This window comes from Pseudomonas sp. GW821-FHT07G10, from assembly GCF_059418545.1.
On sequence record NZ_JBWKQB010000003.1, the window covers coordinates 139157 to 156618 of the forward strand.

Annotated in this window: 18 protein-coding genes and 2 pseudogenes; 12 read left to right on the plus strand and 8 right to left on the minus strand. The window is 58.0% G+C overall.

Going from position 1 to position 17462, the window contains the following annotated elements:
• Positions 1-2: 2 nt before the first annotated feature.
• Positions 3-1622: a T6SS phospholipase effector Tle1-like catalytic domain-containing protein gene (locus AC07O1_RS06605; RefSeq protein ID WP_495088282.1), complete on the minus strand. Its 1620-nt coding sequence runs from the start codon at positions 1620-1622 to the stop codon at positions 3-5.
• Positions 1623-2308: 686 nt separating this feature from the next.
• Between AC07O1_RS06605 and AC07O1_RS06610 the strand changes: the two genes are divergently transcribed.
• The 3 genes from AC07O1_RS06610 (at position 2309) to AC07O1_RS06620 (ending at position 3967) form a co-directional block, all read left to right on the plus strand.
• Entirely contained in the window at positions 2309-2599 is a 291-nt protein-coding gene (locus tag AC07O1_RS06610) for a DUF3077 domain-containing protein (RefSeq protein ID WP_495088283.1), read from the plus strand.
• 130 nt (positions 2600-2729) lie between these two features.
• A complete protein-coding gene (locus AC07O1_RS06615; protein WP_495088284.1) occupies positions 2730-3200 on the plus strand; it encodes an LEA/WHy family protein in 471 nt (156 codons plus the stop codon).
• Between the two features lie 221 nt (positions 3201-3421).
• Positions 3422-3967 (plus strand): GNAT family N-acetyltransferase, encoded by a 546-nt coding sequence (locus tag AC07O1_RS06620; RefSeq protein ID WP_495023753.1) that lies wholly within the window; start codon positions 3422-3424, stop codon positions 3965-3967.
• Here AC07O1_RS06620 and AC07O1_RS06625 read toward each other — a convergent pair.
• Entirely contained in the window at positions 3960-4880 is a 921-nt protein-coding gene (locus tag AC07O1_RS06625; protein WP_495088285.1) for a carbon-nitrogen hydrolase family protein, read from the minus strand. The genes AC07O1_RS06620 and AC07O1_RS06625 overlap by 8 nt on opposite strands.
• A gap of 85 nt (positions 4881-4965) precedes the next feature.
• Here AC07O1_RS06625 and AC07O1_RS06630 point away from each other — a divergent pair, with 85 nt between their 5' ends.
• The gene (locus tag AC07O1_RS06630) at positions 4966-5874 is read left to right on the plus strand and encodes a LysR family transcriptional regulator (RefSeq protein ID WP_495088286.1); all 909 of its coding nucleotides are present in this window, start codon (positions 4966-4968) and stop codon (positions 5872-5874) included.
• A 73-nt stretch (positions 5875-5947) separates the two neighbouring features.
• On the opposite strand, the gene AC07O1_RS06635 is transcribed toward AC07O1_RS06630, so the two are convergent.
• Positions 5948-6199, minus strand: a complete 252-nt coding sequence (locus tag AC07O1_RS06635) for a hypothetical protein (protein ID WP_494991528.1) — start codon at positions 6197-6199, stop codon at positions 5948-5950.
• A gap of 165 nt (positions 6200-6364) precedes the next feature.
• Between AC07O1_RS06635 and AC07O1_RS06640 the strand changes: the two genes are divergently transcribed.
• Entirely contained in the window at positions 6365-6682 is a 318-nt protein-coding gene (locus AC07O1_RS06640; RefSeq protein WP_495088287.1) for an ElaB/YgaM/YqjD family protein, read from the plus strand.
• A gap of 46 nt (positions 6683-6728) precedes the next feature.
• Here the strand turns inward: AC07O1_RS06640 and AC07O1_RS06645 are convergent, their stop codons facing one another.
• Positions 6729-7766, minus strand: a complete 1038-nt coding sequence (locus AC07O1_RS06645; protein WP_495011905.1) for an Ldh family oxidoreductase — start codon at positions 7764-7766, stop codon at positions 6729-6731.
• A 292-nt stretch (positions 7767-8058) separates the two neighbouring features.
• Between AC07O1_RS06645 and AC07O1_RS06650 the strand changes: the two genes are divergently transcribed.
• Both AC07O1_RS06650 and AC07O1_RS06655 read left to right on the plus strand, forming a co-directional pair.
• Entirely contained in the window at positions 8059-9060 is a 1002-nt protein-coding gene (locus tag AC07O1_RS06650; protein ID WP_495088288.1) for a FecR family protein, read from the plus strand.
• Positions 9061-9281: 221 nt separating this feature from the next.
• A complete protein-coding gene (locus AC07O1_RS06655) occupies positions 9282-9662 on the plus strand; it encodes a fe2+ zn2+ uptake regulation protein (protein WP_494991525.1) in 381 nt (126 codons plus the stop codon).
• A gap of 17 nt (positions 9663-9679) precedes the next feature.
• Here the strand turns inward: AC07O1_RS06655 and AC07O1_RS06660 are convergent, their stop codons facing one another.
• Positions 9680-9868 carry a hypothetical protein gene (locus AC07O1_RS06660; RefSeq protein WP_489071560.1) on the minus strand — a complete coding sequence of 63 codons (189 nt, stop codon included), beginning with the start codon at positions 9866-9868 and terminating at the stop codon, positions 9680-9682.
• Between the two features lie 158 nt (positions 9869-10026).
• Between AC07O1_RS06660 and AC07O1_RS06665 the strand changes: the two genes are divergently transcribed.
• The gene (locus tag AC07O1_RS06665; protein WP_495088289.1) at positions 10027-10164 is read left to right on the plus strand and encodes a hypothetical protein; all 138 of its coding nucleotides are present in this window, start codon (positions 10027-10029) and stop codon (positions 10162-10164) included.
• Between the two features lie 46 nt (positions 10165-10210).
• On the opposite strand, the gene AC07O1_RS06670 is transcribed toward AC07O1_RS06665, so the two are convergent.
• A complete protein-coding gene (locus AC07O1_RS06670; RefSeq protein WP_495088290.1) occupies positions 10211-11131 on the minus strand; it encodes a LysR family transcriptional regulator in 921 nt (306 codons plus the stop codon).
• 121 nt (positions 11132-11252) lie between these two features.
• Here AC07O1_RS06670 and AC07O1_RS06675 point away from each other — a divergent pair, with 121 nt between their 5' ends.
• From AC07O1_RS06675 to AC07O1_RS06690, 4 genes and pseudogenes are all read left to right on the plus strand, one after another.
• Complete coding sequence (locus AC07O1_RS06675; protein WP_495088291.1) at positions 11253-12248, plus strand: aldo/keto reductase; 996 nt, start codon at positions 11253-11255, stop codon at positions 12246-12248.
• A gap of 137 nt (positions 12249-12385) precedes the next feature.
• Positions 12386-12553: pseudogene (locus tag AC07O1_RS06680) on the plus strand (copper resistance protein B); the annotation flags it as partial.
• Position 12554: 1 nt separating this feature from the next.
• Positions 12555-12823 (plus strand): annotated as a pseudogene (locus AC07O1_RS06685) (YqaA family protein); the annotation flags it as partial.
• A gap of 114 nt (positions 12824-12937) precedes the next feature.
• Positions 12938-13900, plus strand: a complete 963-nt coding sequence (locus tag AC07O1_RS06690) for a D-2-hydroxyacid dehydrogenase family protein (RefSeq protein WP_495088292.1) — start codon at positions 12938-12940, stop codon at positions 13898-13900.
• On the opposite strand, the gene AC07O1_RS06695 is transcribed toward AC07O1_RS06690, so the two are convergent.
• Positions 13880-14929, minus strand: a complete 1050-nt coding sequence (locus tag AC07O1_RS06695; RefSeq protein WP_495088293.1) for an NAD(P)/FAD-dependent oxidoreductase — start codon at positions 14927-14929, stop codon at positions 13880-13882. The two genes, AC07O1_RS06690 and AC07O1_RS06695, sit on opposite strands and share 21 nt — an antisense overlap.
• A complete protein-coding gene (locus AC07O1_RS06700; RefSeq protein WP_495088294.1) occupies positions 14916-17078 on the minus strand; it encodes a hypothetical protein in 2163 nt (720 codons plus the stop codon). Before AC07O1_RS06700 ends, AC07O1_RS06695 begins: the two co-directional genes overlap by 14 nt.
• Positions 17079-17462 lie beyond the last annotated feature (384 nt).

A 17462-nucleotide genomic window follows, 5' to 3' on the forward strand; every position in this document is an offset into this window, starting at 1 on the left:
GGCTACAGCATCCATTCCGGTACATGAGGGTGTTGCACCCGCACGGCGTCCGCCGTCGGAGCGTTGACATAGATCAGCTCGAGCTTGCTGGTGCGCGGTCCGGCGAGCAGGCCCGGCGTCCAGTGGGCAGACCTATGGATGTAGCAGTGCCTGAGCAGCTTCTCTTCGGTGGGCGTCGTGCTGTAGTCGCCCGAGATAAAACGATCGCATAGCGTTTGCAGTTCAGAAGGCGGACGTAACCCCGGTCTTTCATTGATCTCTTCAAACTGCACACCGTGCTTTTTCGCCGCCTCGTACATCACCCGCAAATACACCTTCGCCAATCCGGCGCTAACCTTACGCTGCAGCAATAAGCCGACAAAAACCCTTTTTTGTTTCTGGCCCATACGGTCCTGTGAGTCAGCCGGCAGTAGTTCGGGCTCAGGGGTGACAAGCCTCAACATGTCCAGGGGCCAGCCTTTGGCGTGCCATGTGGCTTGCGCTTGTTGGGCGTCGCGGTAGATCGAGGTGGTTTTCACATCGGTGTGCACAGGCACGTCCAGTGCCTGCAGCGGGATAAGCATCACCCGTTCTTCGGCCTCGTCCCGGTAGCCGCCGCCAAGGTCCGAATGGGCGCCGGGCAGGCTGATTTCCGTATGGTCCGGGCCCACCCGATTCAGGGCGAAGTTGGCACGGTGTTCGTCCCGCGCCACCAGATGCAGCACATGAGGAAAGAACTTCGGGTGTAGATGCAGCTTGACCCCCGGCGCGGCCGGGCTACGCACATAACCCAGGTTGCTCCAGCCGCCCACCGAGGCCACGGTGTCGAACAGCCCGATAAACCCGGTATGCACGCTTTCGCCATAGATTTTGCTGAAACCATTGGCGAAGAATTTTTTGGGCAAAGCCAGGGTTTCGTGCAAGGGACTGCCGACTCCTGCCATCGTCAGGTAGGCAAAGTGCCGCGCCGCTGCGGCACCACGGCTGAAGCCGAATATGTCAACAATGAGGGAGTGGATTTGAAGGTCAGGATTTTCATCGTGGAAGCTCCACATTAGCCTTTTGATCTCACGAAAGGCTTGAAAAACCCGCGCCTCGATACCCGTCTCACCCCGCCCCAAAGCCGAGCCCAGGACGCTGTCTGGCTCACCGGCCGTGGTGCCGATCCCCTCAACGTAAACTTTTTTGAAGGCCAGCTTTTGTTGAATGATTTTCTCGCGGCCAATCGATAGCTCGTACAGGTCATAAAGCCATTTGACATTCGTCACATCATTCCCATAACTCCCGCTCGGATCCTGCATGTACGGCTTGCAACTCCCGTCCAGATCCTGCGGGGCGATCGGATGATGGGCGCCGCAGCGTTGGCCCAGCTCCACGTTGAACGGGTTGTTGCCCGTGCCATCGAAAAACACGCCGATGCGCAAGGTGACGGTGACTTGTCGGCGTTGTCCTTCGGCCTGTTTCTCTTCCCATCGACGATTGCATTCGTCTTCATGGGCCTGTTGCCGGGCCAGCATGGCTGCGTTCTGCCGTTGCGCCGTCTCGGCGCAGAAGGCTCTTTCCTTGGTTCGTTCCGCCCGTTGTGTTGCCAACGCCTGATCACGGCACACGGCGCAATGGTATCCATCGACTTCATTTTTCATTTGGCATCCTTTTTTCAGTCGACCCATCCTTGGGCCTGAAGCCCAATGGCAGGCTTCAAGCTAAAAATGCGCCCAAACGGTAAGGCCGGATGCCAGTTGCGGATTGATAGTCTGTGGGAAGTGCGCTGAATTCGCTGCACTTGGAGCTGACAGAAAAAACGCACTCTAAAACGAGGTTTGGCATAAATCCGGGCGAGAGGGACCAGGAGCCTCAGTTCTTATCGTCTGAACCAGGCCCGAGCCTTCGGCAGTGACGACAGGGGAAGTGTCGGATTGAGATTTTTCCGGCGTTATTTTGAGTTGCAGTCCCCCGACCTCCCCGCTATCCTTCGGCGGTCGTTGCACATTCAGCGACCGGGCTTGGCGGCCTGAGTTAATCAAGGCGCGACAGCGCCTCCCACACACATTGCAGGCGCTTTTTTTGCGCCCGCATATCTGCGTTATGGCGGGTTGCGTGGGAGAACCTTCGGGTTCGCCGGTTCCTTGATTCCCGGTCCGCCAATCCTGCGCAATCCGCCACCCTCATCTGCTTGGCGGCAGACGGTGGTGGTTCCCCTAGAATCGAGGAGCCAGACTATGTACAGCATAAATCCGTCCAAAATCCGCATTTGCGCTTACCGCGCTACACCCTTGACCACGCTTCAAACCTCCCCCCTGCGCCACCTCCAGCCCCTCGGAGGTGCCCAATGACCGATCACCAAGACCTAAAAACCATCGGCATCACGCCGTTCTCCATCCATTCGGATCAGGCGCTGTTCCGGGTCAACAGTGGCGTGTCGATCCGAGAGGCGCTGTCGCACGTGTCCGACTTGCTCCATGTCGCGAAGATGCTGGCAGAAGATGCCGCGATGGAACGAAATACCGACCGTTATGCCTGGGCGTCGCACTATTTGCAGGAGATGAGTAAGGCGGTGATCGATGACGTGGTGAAGGTGCTGACGCCCAAGCCTGTACCCGTTGCGAAGGAGAAGATGTGAGGATGGAATATCGATCCAGCTCACTGTCGGCGCGTTCTGCGCTATCTTGCTGAACATGCGGTGAACCGTTAGAGAGGCTCAAGGGCCCAGCCACTGGCGGTTCGGCCCTTTTCTTTTCGAGAATACGTCCATGCGCAGATTCCTCGGTTTATCCCTCGCCCTGCTCTTGCTCACCTTGAGCGCCTGCGCCCTGTTCCCCAACCGTGATCCTCTGAACATCAACGTGGTGGGCATCGAACCGCTGCAGAGCCAAGGTCTGGAAGTACGATTCGCGGTGAAACTTCGTCTGCAAAACCCCAACGAAACGCCGATCGACTACAACGGTGTGGCCCTGAATCTTGAGGTCAACGGACGGCCACTGGCCAGTGGCGTGAGCGATCAACACGGCTCGATCCCGCGTTTCTCCGAAGCGATCCTGACGGTGCCGGTGAGCATCTCGGCATTCTCAGTGTTGCGTCAAACGCTGGGACTGAGCCAGACCCAAAGCCTGGATAACCTGCCTTACGTGCTGCACGGAAAACTGGCGGGGGGTGTGTTCGGCACCATGCGTTTCGTTGACCGAGGCAATCTCAGCCTGCCAGGCTCGACCGCAGTCTGGTGAGCGGTACATCCCCTGCAGGAGCAGCCGGTCGACGCTCGATTGCTCGCGATGCAGGCAGCACGGTCTGTCTGATCTGCCGCGGTGATGCGATCGCGAGCAAGCTCGGCTCCTACAGGGGTTCGCGGAGATTGTATCGGTCAGGCTTTCATCGGGGTCGAGTAGCCGCTGGCGAAGCCTGCTGCTACGGTACGCGTAATACCCCCAAGGAGGAAACCTCGCACATGGAACCCGTCCCAATCCTGTACACCGAACGGCTGATTCTGCGCCCGCTGGAGCTGGCCGACGCCGAAGCCATTCAGCAGCAGTTCCCGCACTGGGAGGTGGTGCGTTATCTCAATGCCATGGTCCCATGGCCTTACCCTGCGGACGGTGCACTTCGCTATTTGCAAAGCATGGCCCTGCCAGCAATTGCCCGATGCGAAGAATGGCACTGGTCGATCCGTTTGAAGTCGGCACCGGATCAACTGATTGGCAATGTCAGCCTGATGGACGAGCCAGGCAACAATCGTGGCTTCTGGCTTGCACCACAATGGCAAGGTCAGGGGCTGATGAGTGAAGCCAGCGCGGCGGTGACCCAATACTGGTTTGAAACCCTCGGTCGCGCACTGATGCGAGTGCCCAAGGCCTCGCCGAATCTGGCCTCACGGCGTATCTCCGAGCGCGACGGTATGCGCCTGATCAACACCGAAGAAAGCAACTTCGTCAGCGGGCGCTTCCCGTGCGATACCTGGGAAATCACCCGCGAAGAATGGCAACGCCTCAGATAAACCGCACGCCCGGTTTGGCCCGCTCATCCACGGTCAATTCGAACACGTCCGGGCGTGCATAATGCCCGACCACGTCGTAGTCGTAACGAGCGCGGACCAATTGATCCGTGTCGATTTCAGCGCTCAGCAGACCGGCGCCGCCCAATAGCGGCCCGGCAAGAATATCGCCCATGGGACCTACGATCACGCTGCCGCCGGCAATCAACGGGCGCTCGGCCGGCCAATTGGCAATGTCCCGGCCCAAGGCTTGCGGTGAGTCCTGAACCTGACAGGCACTGACCACAAAGCAGCGCCCTTCGTGAGCGATATGACGCATGCTGACCTGCCACATTTCCCGCTCATCCACCGTCGGCGCGCACCAGACTTCCACGCCTTTGGCATACATCGCGGTACGCAGCAGCGGCATCATGTTTTCCCAGCACACCGCCGCGCCGATTCGCCCGACCTTGCTGTCGATCACCGGCAATGTCGAGCCGTCGCCCTTGCCCCAGATCAGCCGCTCGGTACCGGTAGGCATCAGTTTGCGATGCCTGGCCACCAGGCCGTCCTGGGGCTCGAAATACAGCACGGTGCAATACAGCGTGCTGGCGCAACGTTCGATCACCCCCAGCACCAGACTGGCCCCGGTGCGCGCTGACAATTGCGCCAGGACTTCGGTTTCAACACCGGGAACGTCGATCGCGTTGGCGAAATAACGGGCAAAGGCCTCTCGGCCTTCCGGCAAGCGATAGCCCAATTGCGTTCCAAAACTTTCGCCTTTTGGATAACCCCCAAGCAAGGCTTCAGGCATGACCACCAGGCTCGCACCGGATTCGACGATGGCACTTTCATAAGAGAGGATCTGTTCCAGTGTCTCGCCCTTGCCGCCGGGCAACGAACCGATTTGCAGTGCAGCAACGATGGACTTGGGCATCGCGGTAACTCCATGAGCAATGAGGTGTTGCTCATTCTCCCGCCGCGATCGACTATGAATAAAGTCCATTTCAATGCTGAATGATATGAACCAAATGAATATCACCGACATCGACCTCAACCTGCTCAAAGCTTTCGAAGCGTTGCATGACGAGTCCAGCGCCAGCCGGGCGGCGTTACGTCTGGGGGTGACGCAATCGGCCATGAGTGCGGCGTTGCGCCGGCTGCGAGACGTGTATGGCGATCAACTATTCGTTCGCACGGGTCGCGGACTGGCACCGACGCTTCGCGCCAACCAGCTGAAACCGGTGATCAGTGAAGCACTGAACAAGTGTCGGCAAAGCCTGGCGATGGTCGACCCTCATGTCAGCCATTACGAAGGTCGCTCGGTCGCCATCGGTTTATCGGATGACTTCGAAATTGCCTACGGACGGCGGCTGATCGAGGAGATTGCACAGCGCGCGCCGAAACTGCGGCTGATTTTTCGTCAAACCCACAGTCAGATTGTTGCCCATGCATTGATGGAGCGCAGTATCGACCTGGCAATCACCGCCGGTGGTTTTGCCGAGCGCATGCTCAGCCGCCAGGTGCTCGGTGAAGGAAGCTATCTGTGCCTGGTGGACCCGGCCAGCCTGGCCGACGGGCAGCATGAAATCAGCCTCGAGGAGTTTGTCACCCGCGAGCATATCCTGGTGTCGTCGGGAGGATTTATCGGGATCACCGATGAGGGGTTGGCCGGATTGGGACTGAGCCGACAGGTCTGCGCCTCGACCACCCACTTCGCGGCGTTGCCTTATCTGCTCAAGGGTAGCCAGGCCGTAGCGACCATCCCGGCCCACGCAGCGCAGAGCATTGCGGCGCTCACCGGGCTGACGCTGTTGCCCTGCCCTCTGACGCTGCCACGCTACCCGATCGAACTGGGCTGGCGCACCAGTACTCAGCTCGATCCGGTGGTGCTAAAAGTACGGGAAGCAATAGTGGCGTGCTTTTTGTAGGAGCTGCCGCAGGCTGCGATCTTTTGGGGATAACCCTGTGCTCAGCTGGCTACACACTGACAAGAAAGCCCGGTTACTTCGCCGCCATCAACCGATTGACTTCACTGCGCACCATGTTGGCGAATTCCGGCGGAGACATGAGATCCAGCTCCGAACGCACCCATTCCGCCCATTTGCCCTTGCGCTTGGCGCGCTCGCCGAACAAGCGTGCGCCCTCGCCTTTGGCTTTACCCAGATTGCTCTGCCAAAGGTCGAACAGACGGGACTTTTCATCTTCAAGCGCAGCGCGCTCGGCAAGGGGCTGGTTAGCCAGATTGAAGCTCATGGGAGTTACCTGCTGCGTAAAATTGGCAACATCTTACACTGTAGGAAGAAATATCTTTGCCTGGATTTCTTGTCGACTTTCGGCTCAGGCACAAAAAAGCTGCAACTTTTACACGTGCAGCTGACTCCATGGTTCACTGCACACTCACCTGCAAGGAGTATCTCGATGGCCCGGAAAAACGCCGCGCAAATGGCTGACGAACAAATCAAGGATCAAGCTTTCAGCGAGCTGCGGGCGCTGATCGAAGAGTCGGAAAAATTACTCAAAAGCAGTGCCTCGCTGGTGGGCGAGGAAGGCGAAAGCCTGCGCGAACAGGTCGCGTTGAAACTCAACCAGGCACTGAACGCCGTATCGAGCGTACGTGAGCGCAGCAAGCCGGTGGTCGATGCCACGCAAATCTACATAGGCGGGCATCCTTGGCAGACTGTGGCGATTTCAGCCGGTTTTGGTCTGGTGCTCGGTTTGTTAGTGGGCCGCCGTTAATACGTCGGTTCAAAAGGCGAGCCGTAGTCAGCTCGCCTTTTTCACATCAAAGTCCTGCCAACTCGCGCAGCTGCGTCAACTCTGCGCTGGCAATCCGAATCCCTTCTTCGCCAGCCTTCGCTCGCTCACGATGACGACGGTCGCCTGGTAAACGCTTGAGCCCTACCCCGTGCATCTGCCGCACCAATTCCTGACTGCGCTCGGCGAAACTCTGCCCGGCCGCTTTGCTGGGGTCGATCACGATGATCAACTGACCGGTCCAAGGGGTTTTCGCCCCAGGGTGATTAGACCAATCGAACTCGAACGAGAAGTTTCCACCGGTCAAGGCCGCGGCCAGCAGTTCGACCATCATCGATAGCGCCGACCCCTTGTGACCGCCAAACGGCAACAGCGCACCGCCTTCGAGAATCGCCTTCGGGTCCTGGGTCGGCTGACCAAGGCTGTCCACCCCCATGCCGGCGGGCAGGCGCTCGCCCTTGCGCGCAGCGATCTGTACATCTCCGTGGGCAATGGCGCTGGTGGCCAGATCGAAGACAATCGGATCGCCATCGGCCCTCGGTGCGGCAAAGGCAATCGGGTTGGTGCCAAACAGCGGGCGATCGGCGCCATGGGGCACGACGCAGGTCATGCTGTTTACCACGCTTAACGCCACCAGCCCTTCATAGGCGAAGGGTTCGACATCCGGCCAGAGTGCCGCGAAGTGATGAGAATTGCGTATCGCCAACACTGCGATCCCGGCGCTTCGGGCTTTCTCGACCAGAAGCGCCCGAGCCGCCGCCAGGGCCGGCTGAGCAAAGCCGTTGGCCGCGTCGACCCTGACAAAACCTGATGCCACGTCTTCAACGACAGGCACCGCCTTGCCATCGACCCAGCCGCTCGCCAGCGTCGATACATAACCGGGGATACGGAATACGCCGTGACTGTGGGCACCATCGCGCTCGGCGCCCGCGCAGTTCTCGGACAGGACGCGAGCCACTTCGAGGGAAGTACCCTGACGCAGGAAAATTTTCTCTAACAACGCCACCAACTGAGCATAAGTGATGCGTTCTGACAGGGTTTCGTCAACCAAAGGTGATGCAGACATCTGAAGCTCCAGTTTAATTATTGGAGGGGGGCAACAGCGTATGAAATTCCGGCACCCGGATTAAACAACGCTTAGCGAGCGCCCTGTCAACTTTTGTTGCTCGAGCAGACGCTCAAGAGCACGAGGTTTTCTTGATTATTTTCGTACTCCATTGACGGGCATTGCTGATAGATGTGCTGTTTTCTTGGGTCTTTTCCGGGGCAACAGGTTCCATACTGATATCTATTTGCCATTACCGCCATTCTCGTCGCCTGCCCGTGAAGGTTAGAATGCAGGAAATCAGGAAGAGTCAATGAGCGAACAATCCCTCTCAGAAGCCGAATACGATGCCGTTACGGATGCCGCCGCGCATTGGTGCATGCGTTTGCACGCGCATGACTGCACGGCAGCCGAGCGCCTGGCGTTTGAGCAATGGCGAGACCTTCATCCATTGCACGCCTTCGAGTACGAGGCAATGCGCAAAGTCTGGGATGTCTCGGAGCAACTTCCGCGCACAGAAACGCCACAAATCACTCCCGTTTCAGCGCCACACCACCCATGGCGAACTTACGGCCTGGCCGCGGCAATCAGTCTGCTGGCGTTGCCGCTGGCGGCATTTACCGGCTGGACCCTGGGCTGGCTACCAGGTTCCTATGAATACTTCCAGGCCGAGAGCCATGTGCGTCACATCACCTTGGCCGATGGCAGCCAGGTCGAACTGAACCTTGGCAGCGAATTGACCTACAGCAACTACAAGGAACAGCGCAGGGTTACGTTGAATAAAGGTGAGGCATTCTTCAGAGTCAGCCATGACAGCAAACACCCATTCGTGGTCAAGGCTGCTGACGGCCGCATTCGTGTCACCGGCACCCGGTTCAATGTATGGATGTACCAGGATCAGGTTCGTGTGACGCCGCTGGAAGGTTCGGTACTGGTCAGCAGTCATTCGGCTCAACCCGGTGATGGTCTGCGCCTGGACCCGGGCATGCAGGCTCACTACAAGACGGGCGACTATTGGCCACAGATCAGCCAGACCTGCGCCGGCGATACCTCCCTGGCCTGGCGCAGCGGCAAGCTGATTCTCGACAACCTGACACTGAGCGATGCGCTGCCGCTGATCAATCGCTACCTGAGCAAACCGGTAATGCTGGCGGACAGTGCCACTGGCGCGATTCGCATCGCTGGCATCTACAACATCAATGAGGTCAAGGGCATCGTCACCTCGCTGCCCAAAGTGCTGCCGGTCTACCTGACCCAGAACAGAGATGGCAACCCGGTGCTCAACTCGATTCCGCGGCAAGTGCCTAAAAGCTGAAAAGGCAGGTTGGCCAACAGCATCCCGCGCCCGTTGAACGAGCGTTCACTGCCGAGGGTGACGGCGTTGTCGAGTCAGCTATTTTGGGTAGATGACATGCCGGCAACCTGATACCGACAATTTTTCTACATCTGGCGCTTCATGATTTGGTGTACTCATTCGTCTTAGTAACAGAGAGCACCCATCATTTTCCTGATCAGGCTCTGAAAAGGAGTTTTTGCATGTACAACCAGCAATTGCCAATGGATGGCAACAAAACGCTGCACAGCCCGACACTGGGTGGTGAGACCGATGTATTCGGCAAAAGCGCTGAGCGCCACAACAATGACCGGATCAGGCTGTTGCTCAAAAGCTTCGGCCTGCGCACCAGCCTGATTCGCCTGAAGGTCATCGACGCCTTGTTGACGGCGGCCGAGAACGACCGCTCGCTTGGCGTGCGCGGTGTGCACAGCCATTTGTTGGAGCTGGACATCCCCTTGTCCTTTCTCAGCGTACGCGAGGTGCTCAAGCGCCTGTGCAGCGAAGGTGTGATCACGCTGAATCCGGACAAGAGCTACAGCCTGAATCAACAGGCTATCGCGCTACTGCACGGCAAAGACTGAAACCTTGCAGCCCCGACTCAGGGCTTGACCTTGCGGCGCATGACGCCATTGACCACCACCACGACCACCGCCACGCCAATGGCGATGTACTGGAACATTTTTTCGGTGATCATCCCGGCGTTTTGCATGTAAGAGAGGCCAAACATGATCCCCAGTACCACCAGGGAGATCAGAATCGAATATTTCAAACGTTGCGACTGGGTCATTGCGGGTTCCTGAGCCTGAAAATGTGTATCCGGTTTGTATCCAGATGCATGCCAAGACCCTACCTTTGTGCGGGAATGGGCAGCTACAAACGGGGTCTCATGTTACAGCCGATGAAGAGTTTTGGCTTCATTGCGGCTTTAACCATGAGGATTTTGAAATGTTCCGTCGAATCACAATGCTGATTCCCCTGCTGATTATCCTGACCCTGAGCGGCTGCCTGTTTTTCCCTCGCGAAGGTGGCTGGCACGAGCACCGCCATTACGATGGTGGCCATGGTTATTATGAACGTCGCTAAAAAGCCTTCAGTGAACCTCTCGACTCACCCCTTCTAATAACCACGATCATCCTCCCGGGCGCTTGAAACCACTCTGCTCCCGGGAGCACAGATCAACCAGCCAATCGACAAATACCCGCACCCGCAGGGACAACTGGCGGTGCGGGGGATAGAGCGCAGTCAGTGGCAGCCTTGGCGGCGGTATATCCCTCAGGACCTCGCACAAGCTGCCCTCTCGTAGCTGTCGGTCAACGTGGTAACGAGGCATCTGCACCAGGCCATATCCCGCTTCACAAGCCGCCAGATAACCATCGGCACTGTTGACCGAGACCTGCCTGGGCAAGTCGATCAAGCGCACCTCATCACCCACCTGAAATTCCAGGCCATAGCGCTTGCCCGTGGCGCTGGAAAAATACTCGACCACTTGGTGCCCAGCCAGGTCATCCAGACATTGCGGCCTGCCGTTGCGCTGCAAATACTCGAGGCTGGCACAGGTCACTTGACCTATCAGTGCCAATGGACGGGCCACCAGCGAGTCATCCAGAGACAGCCCGCCACGCAGCACGCAATCGACACCCTCACGAATCAGGTCCACAGGCCGATCGTTCAAGCCGATTTCCAGCTCGATCAACGGATAAAGAGTGGTGAACTCGGGGAGTGCCGGAATCACGATCAAACGACCGATACCGGCAGGCATGTCAACCCGCAACGTGCCGCGAGGGTTGTTGCGAGCGGCAGAAAATACCGCCTCCGCTTCCTCAAGATCCGCCAACAGACGAATGCAGCGCTGGTAATAGGCCGCTCCGTCGAGAGTCGGACTGACCTGCCGCGTTGTGCGTTGTAACAGCTGCACACCCAAGTGCGACTCCAGCTGCTTGATCAGAATAGTCACTGAGGCGCGAGGCAATTGCAGGCTGTCGGCGGCCTTGGCAAAGCCACCCAATTCAACAATCCGCGTAAACACGCGCATGGCGTTAAAACGATCCATTGCTTTGCCCTAACCGACCATTATTTAGAAATTACAAATAGTGATAGCGGTTTTAGCCGGTTTATCTTGTTTTTGTCGAGGAGAACAATAGCTCCGGTCATCTATAAGGAGCTTCAAACCTATGCACACTCGTCAACTAGGCACAAACGGCCCACAGGTTTCCGCCATCGGTCTTGGCTGCATGGGCATGACCGACTTCTACACCACCGGCACAGATACCCAAGAGGCGATCGCGACTTTGCACCGCGCCCTGGAGCTGGGCATCAACCTGCTGGACACCGCTGACATCTATGGCCCTCACAGCAATGAGGAACTGATCGGCAAGGCGATTAGGGGTAAACGGGATCAGGTATTTCTGGCCAGCAAATTCGGCATCGTCCGCGATCCGGCAAACCCGGCCAGCCGTTCGGTCAATGGTCGTCCGGACTACATTCGCACATCGATCGACGGCACCTTGAAACGCCTGGGCGTGGAAACCCTGGATCTGTATTACCAACACCGCATCGACCCCGATGTCGCGATCGAAGAAACCGTGGGTGCCATGGCCGAACTGGTCAACGAAGGCAAGGTGCGCTATCTCGGTTTGAGCGAAGCATCGGCCAACACCCTGGAACGGGCGCACAAGGTTCATCCCATCAGCGCGCTGCAAAGTGAATACTCACTGTGGAGCCGCGATCAGGAAGATAACGGCTGCCTGGCGACCTGCCAGCGTCTGGGAGTCGCTTTCGTGCCTTACAGCCCGCTCGGTCGGGGTTTTCTGACTGGAGCCCTGAAAAGCCCGGACGACTTCGCCGCCGATGACTACCGGCGCTTCAGCCCACGCTTTCAGGGTGAAAATTTCGCCCGGAACCTGCGGCTGGTGGAGCAAGTGCAGGTCCTGGCCGCCGACAAGGGCGTCACCGCCGGGCAACTGGCACTGGCCTGGGTGTTGGCACAGGGTGATTACCTGATTCCGATTCCCGGGACCAAGCAGCGCAAATATCTGGAGGAAAATGTCGCGGCATTGGACATCAAGTTGAGCGCTGGCGAGTTGCAGGCCCTGGAAGCGATCTTCCCGGCGGATGCCACCGCAGGCCTGCGTTACCCCGAAGCGGTAATGCAAATGCTCAATATGTAGTAGCGATGTCCATACGCCCGTTCAATCCCCTTGCGAACGGGCCCGTGGATCTCGAGCCTGACAAATCTGTAATACCCCTATCAGTTAGCTGACAGGCTGCGCCGATTAAAGTCCCGTCGAACCCGGCACATCAGGCCCGACGGGACTTCAACCCCGGCTCGCCACAGACCTGAGGGGCTGTCGGCCCGGAAGGTCTTTCCCTGTATAAATTTGAAACACAAGCGATCTTTTTTGTCGGTGAAAATCGTCAGAATGCGCTTCGCCTGGAAGGCAACCACGATATTTTGCTGAGCAACCGACCCATTGATGCTCGCAGGCTACCTCGGGCTGTTCCTCGCGGCGTTCGGCGCCGCCACTTTGCTGCCGTTGCAATCCGAAGCCGTGCTGGTCGGTCTGCTGCTGAGCGACAAGTACCTGGTCTGGTTGCTGTTGAGCATCGCCACCGCCGGGAATGTACTGGGTTCGCAGGTGAACTGGTGGCTGGGACGCGGCATTGTTCGTTTCCGGGAAAGCGCTGGTTTCCGGTCAGCCCTCGATCATTGGCAAAGGCTCAGCGGCATTATCAACGTTATGGTCAGATGCAGTGAGCCTTTGACTCACCGGATTGCCGCTGATTAATGTCGCCATAATCGGCGGGTTACAGCATCGACGGGTTTGCTGTGCCCCCACTCGATAACGAGGTAGCGTCCATGCGTGTACAGATCGCGGTAATCGATGACTGGCAGAACGTCGCCAGCCGTGTGGTGGACTGGTCAGCCCTGGAGCGGGTCGGCGAGGTCAGCTTCCTGCATGACTACCCGGCTGACAGTGCAACACTGCAAGAACGGCTGGGCGCGTTCGAAGTGATTTGCGTCATGCGTGAGCGCACCCTGTTCGACGAAACCCTGCTGCGCGGCTTGCCCAAGCTCAAGTTGCTGGTCACCGGCGGTATGCGCAATGCCGCAATTGATCTGAAGGCTGCGGCCGGGCTGGGCATTCAGGTGTCCGGCACCGACAGCTACAAACACGCCGCTGCGGAACTGACCTGGGCGCTGATCATGGCCCTGACCCGCAATCTGGTAAAGGAAGCCAACGCCCTGCGCAGCGGTGACTGGCAGCAAGGCCTGGGCGGCGATCTCTATGGCAAGACCTTGGGCATTCTGGGCCTTGGCAGTATCGGCAAACGCATTGCCCAGTTTGGTCAGGTGTTCGGCATGCGCGTGATCGCCTGGAGCGAAAACCTCACCGCCGAGCGCGCGGCGCAGTCCGGCGTAACCTGGGTCAGCAAACGTGAACTGTTCGAACAGGCTGACGTGCTGTCGATCCACCTGCTACTCAGTGAGCGCAGCCGTGGCCTGGTGGACGCACAGGCTTTGGGCTGGATGAAGCCGACTGCGCACTTGATCAACACCGCCCGCGGGCCGATTGTCGATGAAGGCGCGTTGATCGAAGCGCTCCAGCAACAGCGTCTGGCCGGTGCGGCGCTTGATGTGTTCGAGCGCGAACCTTTGCCGGTGGATCATCCGTTCCGGCATTTGAGCAATGTGCTGGCCACACCCCATGTGGGCTACGTCAGTGAACAGAACTACCGGCAGTTCTATTCGCAGATGATCGACGACATCCAGGCCTGGGCGAACGGGCAGCCGATCCGATTATTGGTTTGCGACTTTTGAGTAGCCGTCGAGCCAGGCAGGAGGGCTGGGATGGGCCCGATAGAACCCGAGCATCGCTGCCCTGTCACGCTCAAACCAATCGCTCACCCAGCGTCGATATTGATGTTGTGCTGCGAACTGACAAACCGGCCATTCAAAACAATCGGCAATGACCTGCGCCGCCTGCATACCGGACATCAATGCTTTGATAACGCCATGGGATGCTCCCGGGTCCAATACTGCAGCGGCATCACCGACAACAAAATAACCAGGGCCCGCTGTTGCGTTGCACAAACGCCAGGAAACATCCGCCCCTCTGTTGCCTCCGATGGCCTCAAGATGCACCAGGGGTTGAGGCACCGCCGGCACGCGAGCGTGCTCATGGGAAAACCAGACCCGCGTCCAGTGATAGCAATCCCGAGCGACTTGAGCGATCCAGTACCACCCACCATCATCAGCCACGATAGCTGGCGTGTGATTGAGCTCCGCGCAAGCGCCCTTGCGGTAACCATATTTGGCAATCAGCGTCGGGGAAAACTGCTGCCGCGCCAACCCCAGCAGTCGCGAAAGCCAGCCACGGGAACCGCTGGCATCAATCAGATAAGAGGCGTGCAGCAGGGTTGAGGATGTTTGTACGCCTTGCACTCGCCCATCGTACACCAGCACTTTTCTCGCCTCGCACGTTTGCATGACCATCACCCCCAACGCAGTCGCCCGCTGCAAAAGCAGCTGGTCCAGCGTAGCCCTTGGGACTTGAAAGCCACGCCAGGGTCCCGTTGCATCCTGACCGAACGCATTGAAATGCGGGTCGCGTCCCCAATGGACCCAACTGCCGGTATGACGCAAAAAATCGCCTCGTTGCACCTGTTCAGCAATTCCCAGTTGTTGCAAAAGCGGTTCGATACCCGGATGCAGCGTTTCGCCCGGGCGCTCACGGGGAAACGCGCAGCGCTCGAGCAGCGCCACCTGCATCCCCCGCCGCGCACACTCAATGGCGGCAGCGGAGCCGGCCGGGCCGGCCCCTACCACGACGACATCAAAGCGATTCAAGTGCGACCCGCCAGGGATCCTGATCCCACTTGATCAACATCTCGTCTGCACTCACGAACAAGCGAACCTGCTGTTGAATTTCAACATGGCGATACTTGAATTCATCGCCAGGTGTCGTGACCTCACCATGCTTATACAAATGGAAGTACTGAATCTCGCCGTGAAGGATTACACCTGACTCTTGCTGCGCAGTTTCCAGGTCTGCATCAGGGCGCTGCACCTGTATGAAAGACAAAACCGGCCACTGCCGACGTTTTTCTTTGTCTATGCCCGCCCCGACTGCGTTGTAGGCCCGAAACATCGCCATCACACGCTGGTGATAATGCGCAGTGGTCGTCTGTCCCGTGCCCTGCAGCGATAACTCCCCGGCCAGCGCCGCCTGGGTGTAGTCGGTGTATTCATAAGCCCTGTATTGCACCGCTTGCTGCCCTTGCAGCTCAACCAGGACCGGGCCATGCACACCATCCCACATGATTTCCTCATCGGTCAGCGGAATGATGGTTGTCGAGATCGACCGGGGTTCAAATGTTCGAGCCGAGTCCGGTGACACTCCTGGCCAATAGGAGCCCAACGCCGCACAAATTCGCACATCCTCAGTGAAGGGGCTTGCCAGTTGGTATCCACATAGCATGTTCTGAAAGGGATTACTCGACGTCCCCCGTCCAACCTCCCAGCCAGGACCGAATACACCGCTGGAGAAATCCGGCAGCCAGGACTGGCGCTGGGCCAAGGCAACCTCACCGTGCTCCGCTGGCGGGTTGGCACTCTCAATGGACAATGAAACAATCGCCGTGACACCCCGATCCTCAACAGAAAAATACTCCCCCTCTAACGACTGGTTGGCGTAAAAACGTACATCCGACAACGCGCCCAGTTTGGTATGCCAGACCTGTTCAGAGGCGAAAAGCGGTTCGCCAGCGGCCCATTCTTTAAGTTCTCGTTGGCCACAAAACGGAAAAAAATCTGGAGCACCAAGGATCGAATAGGCAGCAACGTTAGTGCCTAACAATGGCTCCAGCTCCGGGCACCGCGCACGGACCCAACCATCCGCCATGGCGTCCTGATAATGCAGGGCGCGATAACCTCCAGCTTTGACGATCGCGTCGACCCCGAGCCTATCGTTGAGGTTCTCGACGACACCATCAGCCAACACTTCATGCCGACCATGAACCATCCCGCCGGTCCCGGCCGGCATCATGAACGACAGGGGCTTACCTTGGTAAAAAGCGGTCTCCACCAGTCGATTCCTGGCAACTGGCAATAAAAGCCCTTGTCCGAACTCGTCAACGGGTGCCCATTCGGCCAACCCGTCAGTCACGACAAAAGGCGGATTGCTGATGTCGGGCTCGTACCAGCCGGTGCCCCTGAAACGTACATGTATTTGTTTGATTTTTTCGTTGATCTGGTAGTTCTCCAGATCAAGAGTCAAATCCAGTCCTTCCAGGCATTCCGGACCATTGAACACCTTGTGCAGGGGCACCCAGAAGTCCAGGGACGGGTCGGTGTCCAACTGAAAGCTCATCGGCCCGAAACGCTGCTTATCGCCTTTTTTCTGCATCGCAATGTAGGCACTGTAACGGGCAGGAATGACCCGCATTGCCTGTGAATCGTCTTCGACAAAGGGTAAAAAACCTCTTCGCCGTGAATCATAAAGCGCAGGCGCAGTGCCAATTCTGGCGACACCTGAGCGGGAAAAGCACAGATCAGCCTGATGTCGATGAACCGTTTCAGGACGCGGCCGGTACTCGCTGGCGAACACCGCTATCGCCAAGGGAGCGCCAGCCGCCTGGTCCCGCAAATCAGACAGTGACGGTGGACGCACACCGTAGACGTAGTTCAATACCGTTTCTATCTCGGCGGCGCTTGGAAATAGCTGCAATGGAGCGCCCGTGGCATCGGTCGTCACATTGGGTGACGCCAATGCGTGATAGAGCAGGCTGCGTGCTGGCTGTTGCGCCTCTATACCTGAGTTGCCTTGCACCGAGAAATCCTCGAACCCCTTGAGCGTGCGGTCCACCTCGAGCGGCTTGCCCAGCTCCTGGTACAAATCCTTCGCGGTAATATCAAGATGATGGCGCAACAGCAATCCATGCCAGCCGCCTGGAGCCAGACGCTTACATACCGACCTCACTTCATCGATCAATGCCATGCTTAGTTACCTCGAAAGGCCTGCGTGCAGCAAAATGGCCCAAGGTTGGTCGTGCCAGTCATGCTGTATGAATGGGCACCAATCAACAACTAGCAGAACTGCTAGGAGAAGCAGTCAATAACAAGTGGTCGATCTCAAAGCGCCTTGCGGAGCGCACTATCACGGTGCAAGCGCATTTTCTTCGCGCACTTGCATCTGGCAATCCCCTCACCTTTTTCGCGCCTGGGGCTCAATTTATCTGCCCTTCGCCAGTGCGCCTGTAACACTTGCATGCTAGGCGAACGCCTCCCTTGGCATTTTGTCGGACAATTTTGCCAAGTTGCCTCTCCCCCTCTAACTTCTGGCCTAGACTCAGTTTCGCGGGTGAAAAACGATCGGCCAACA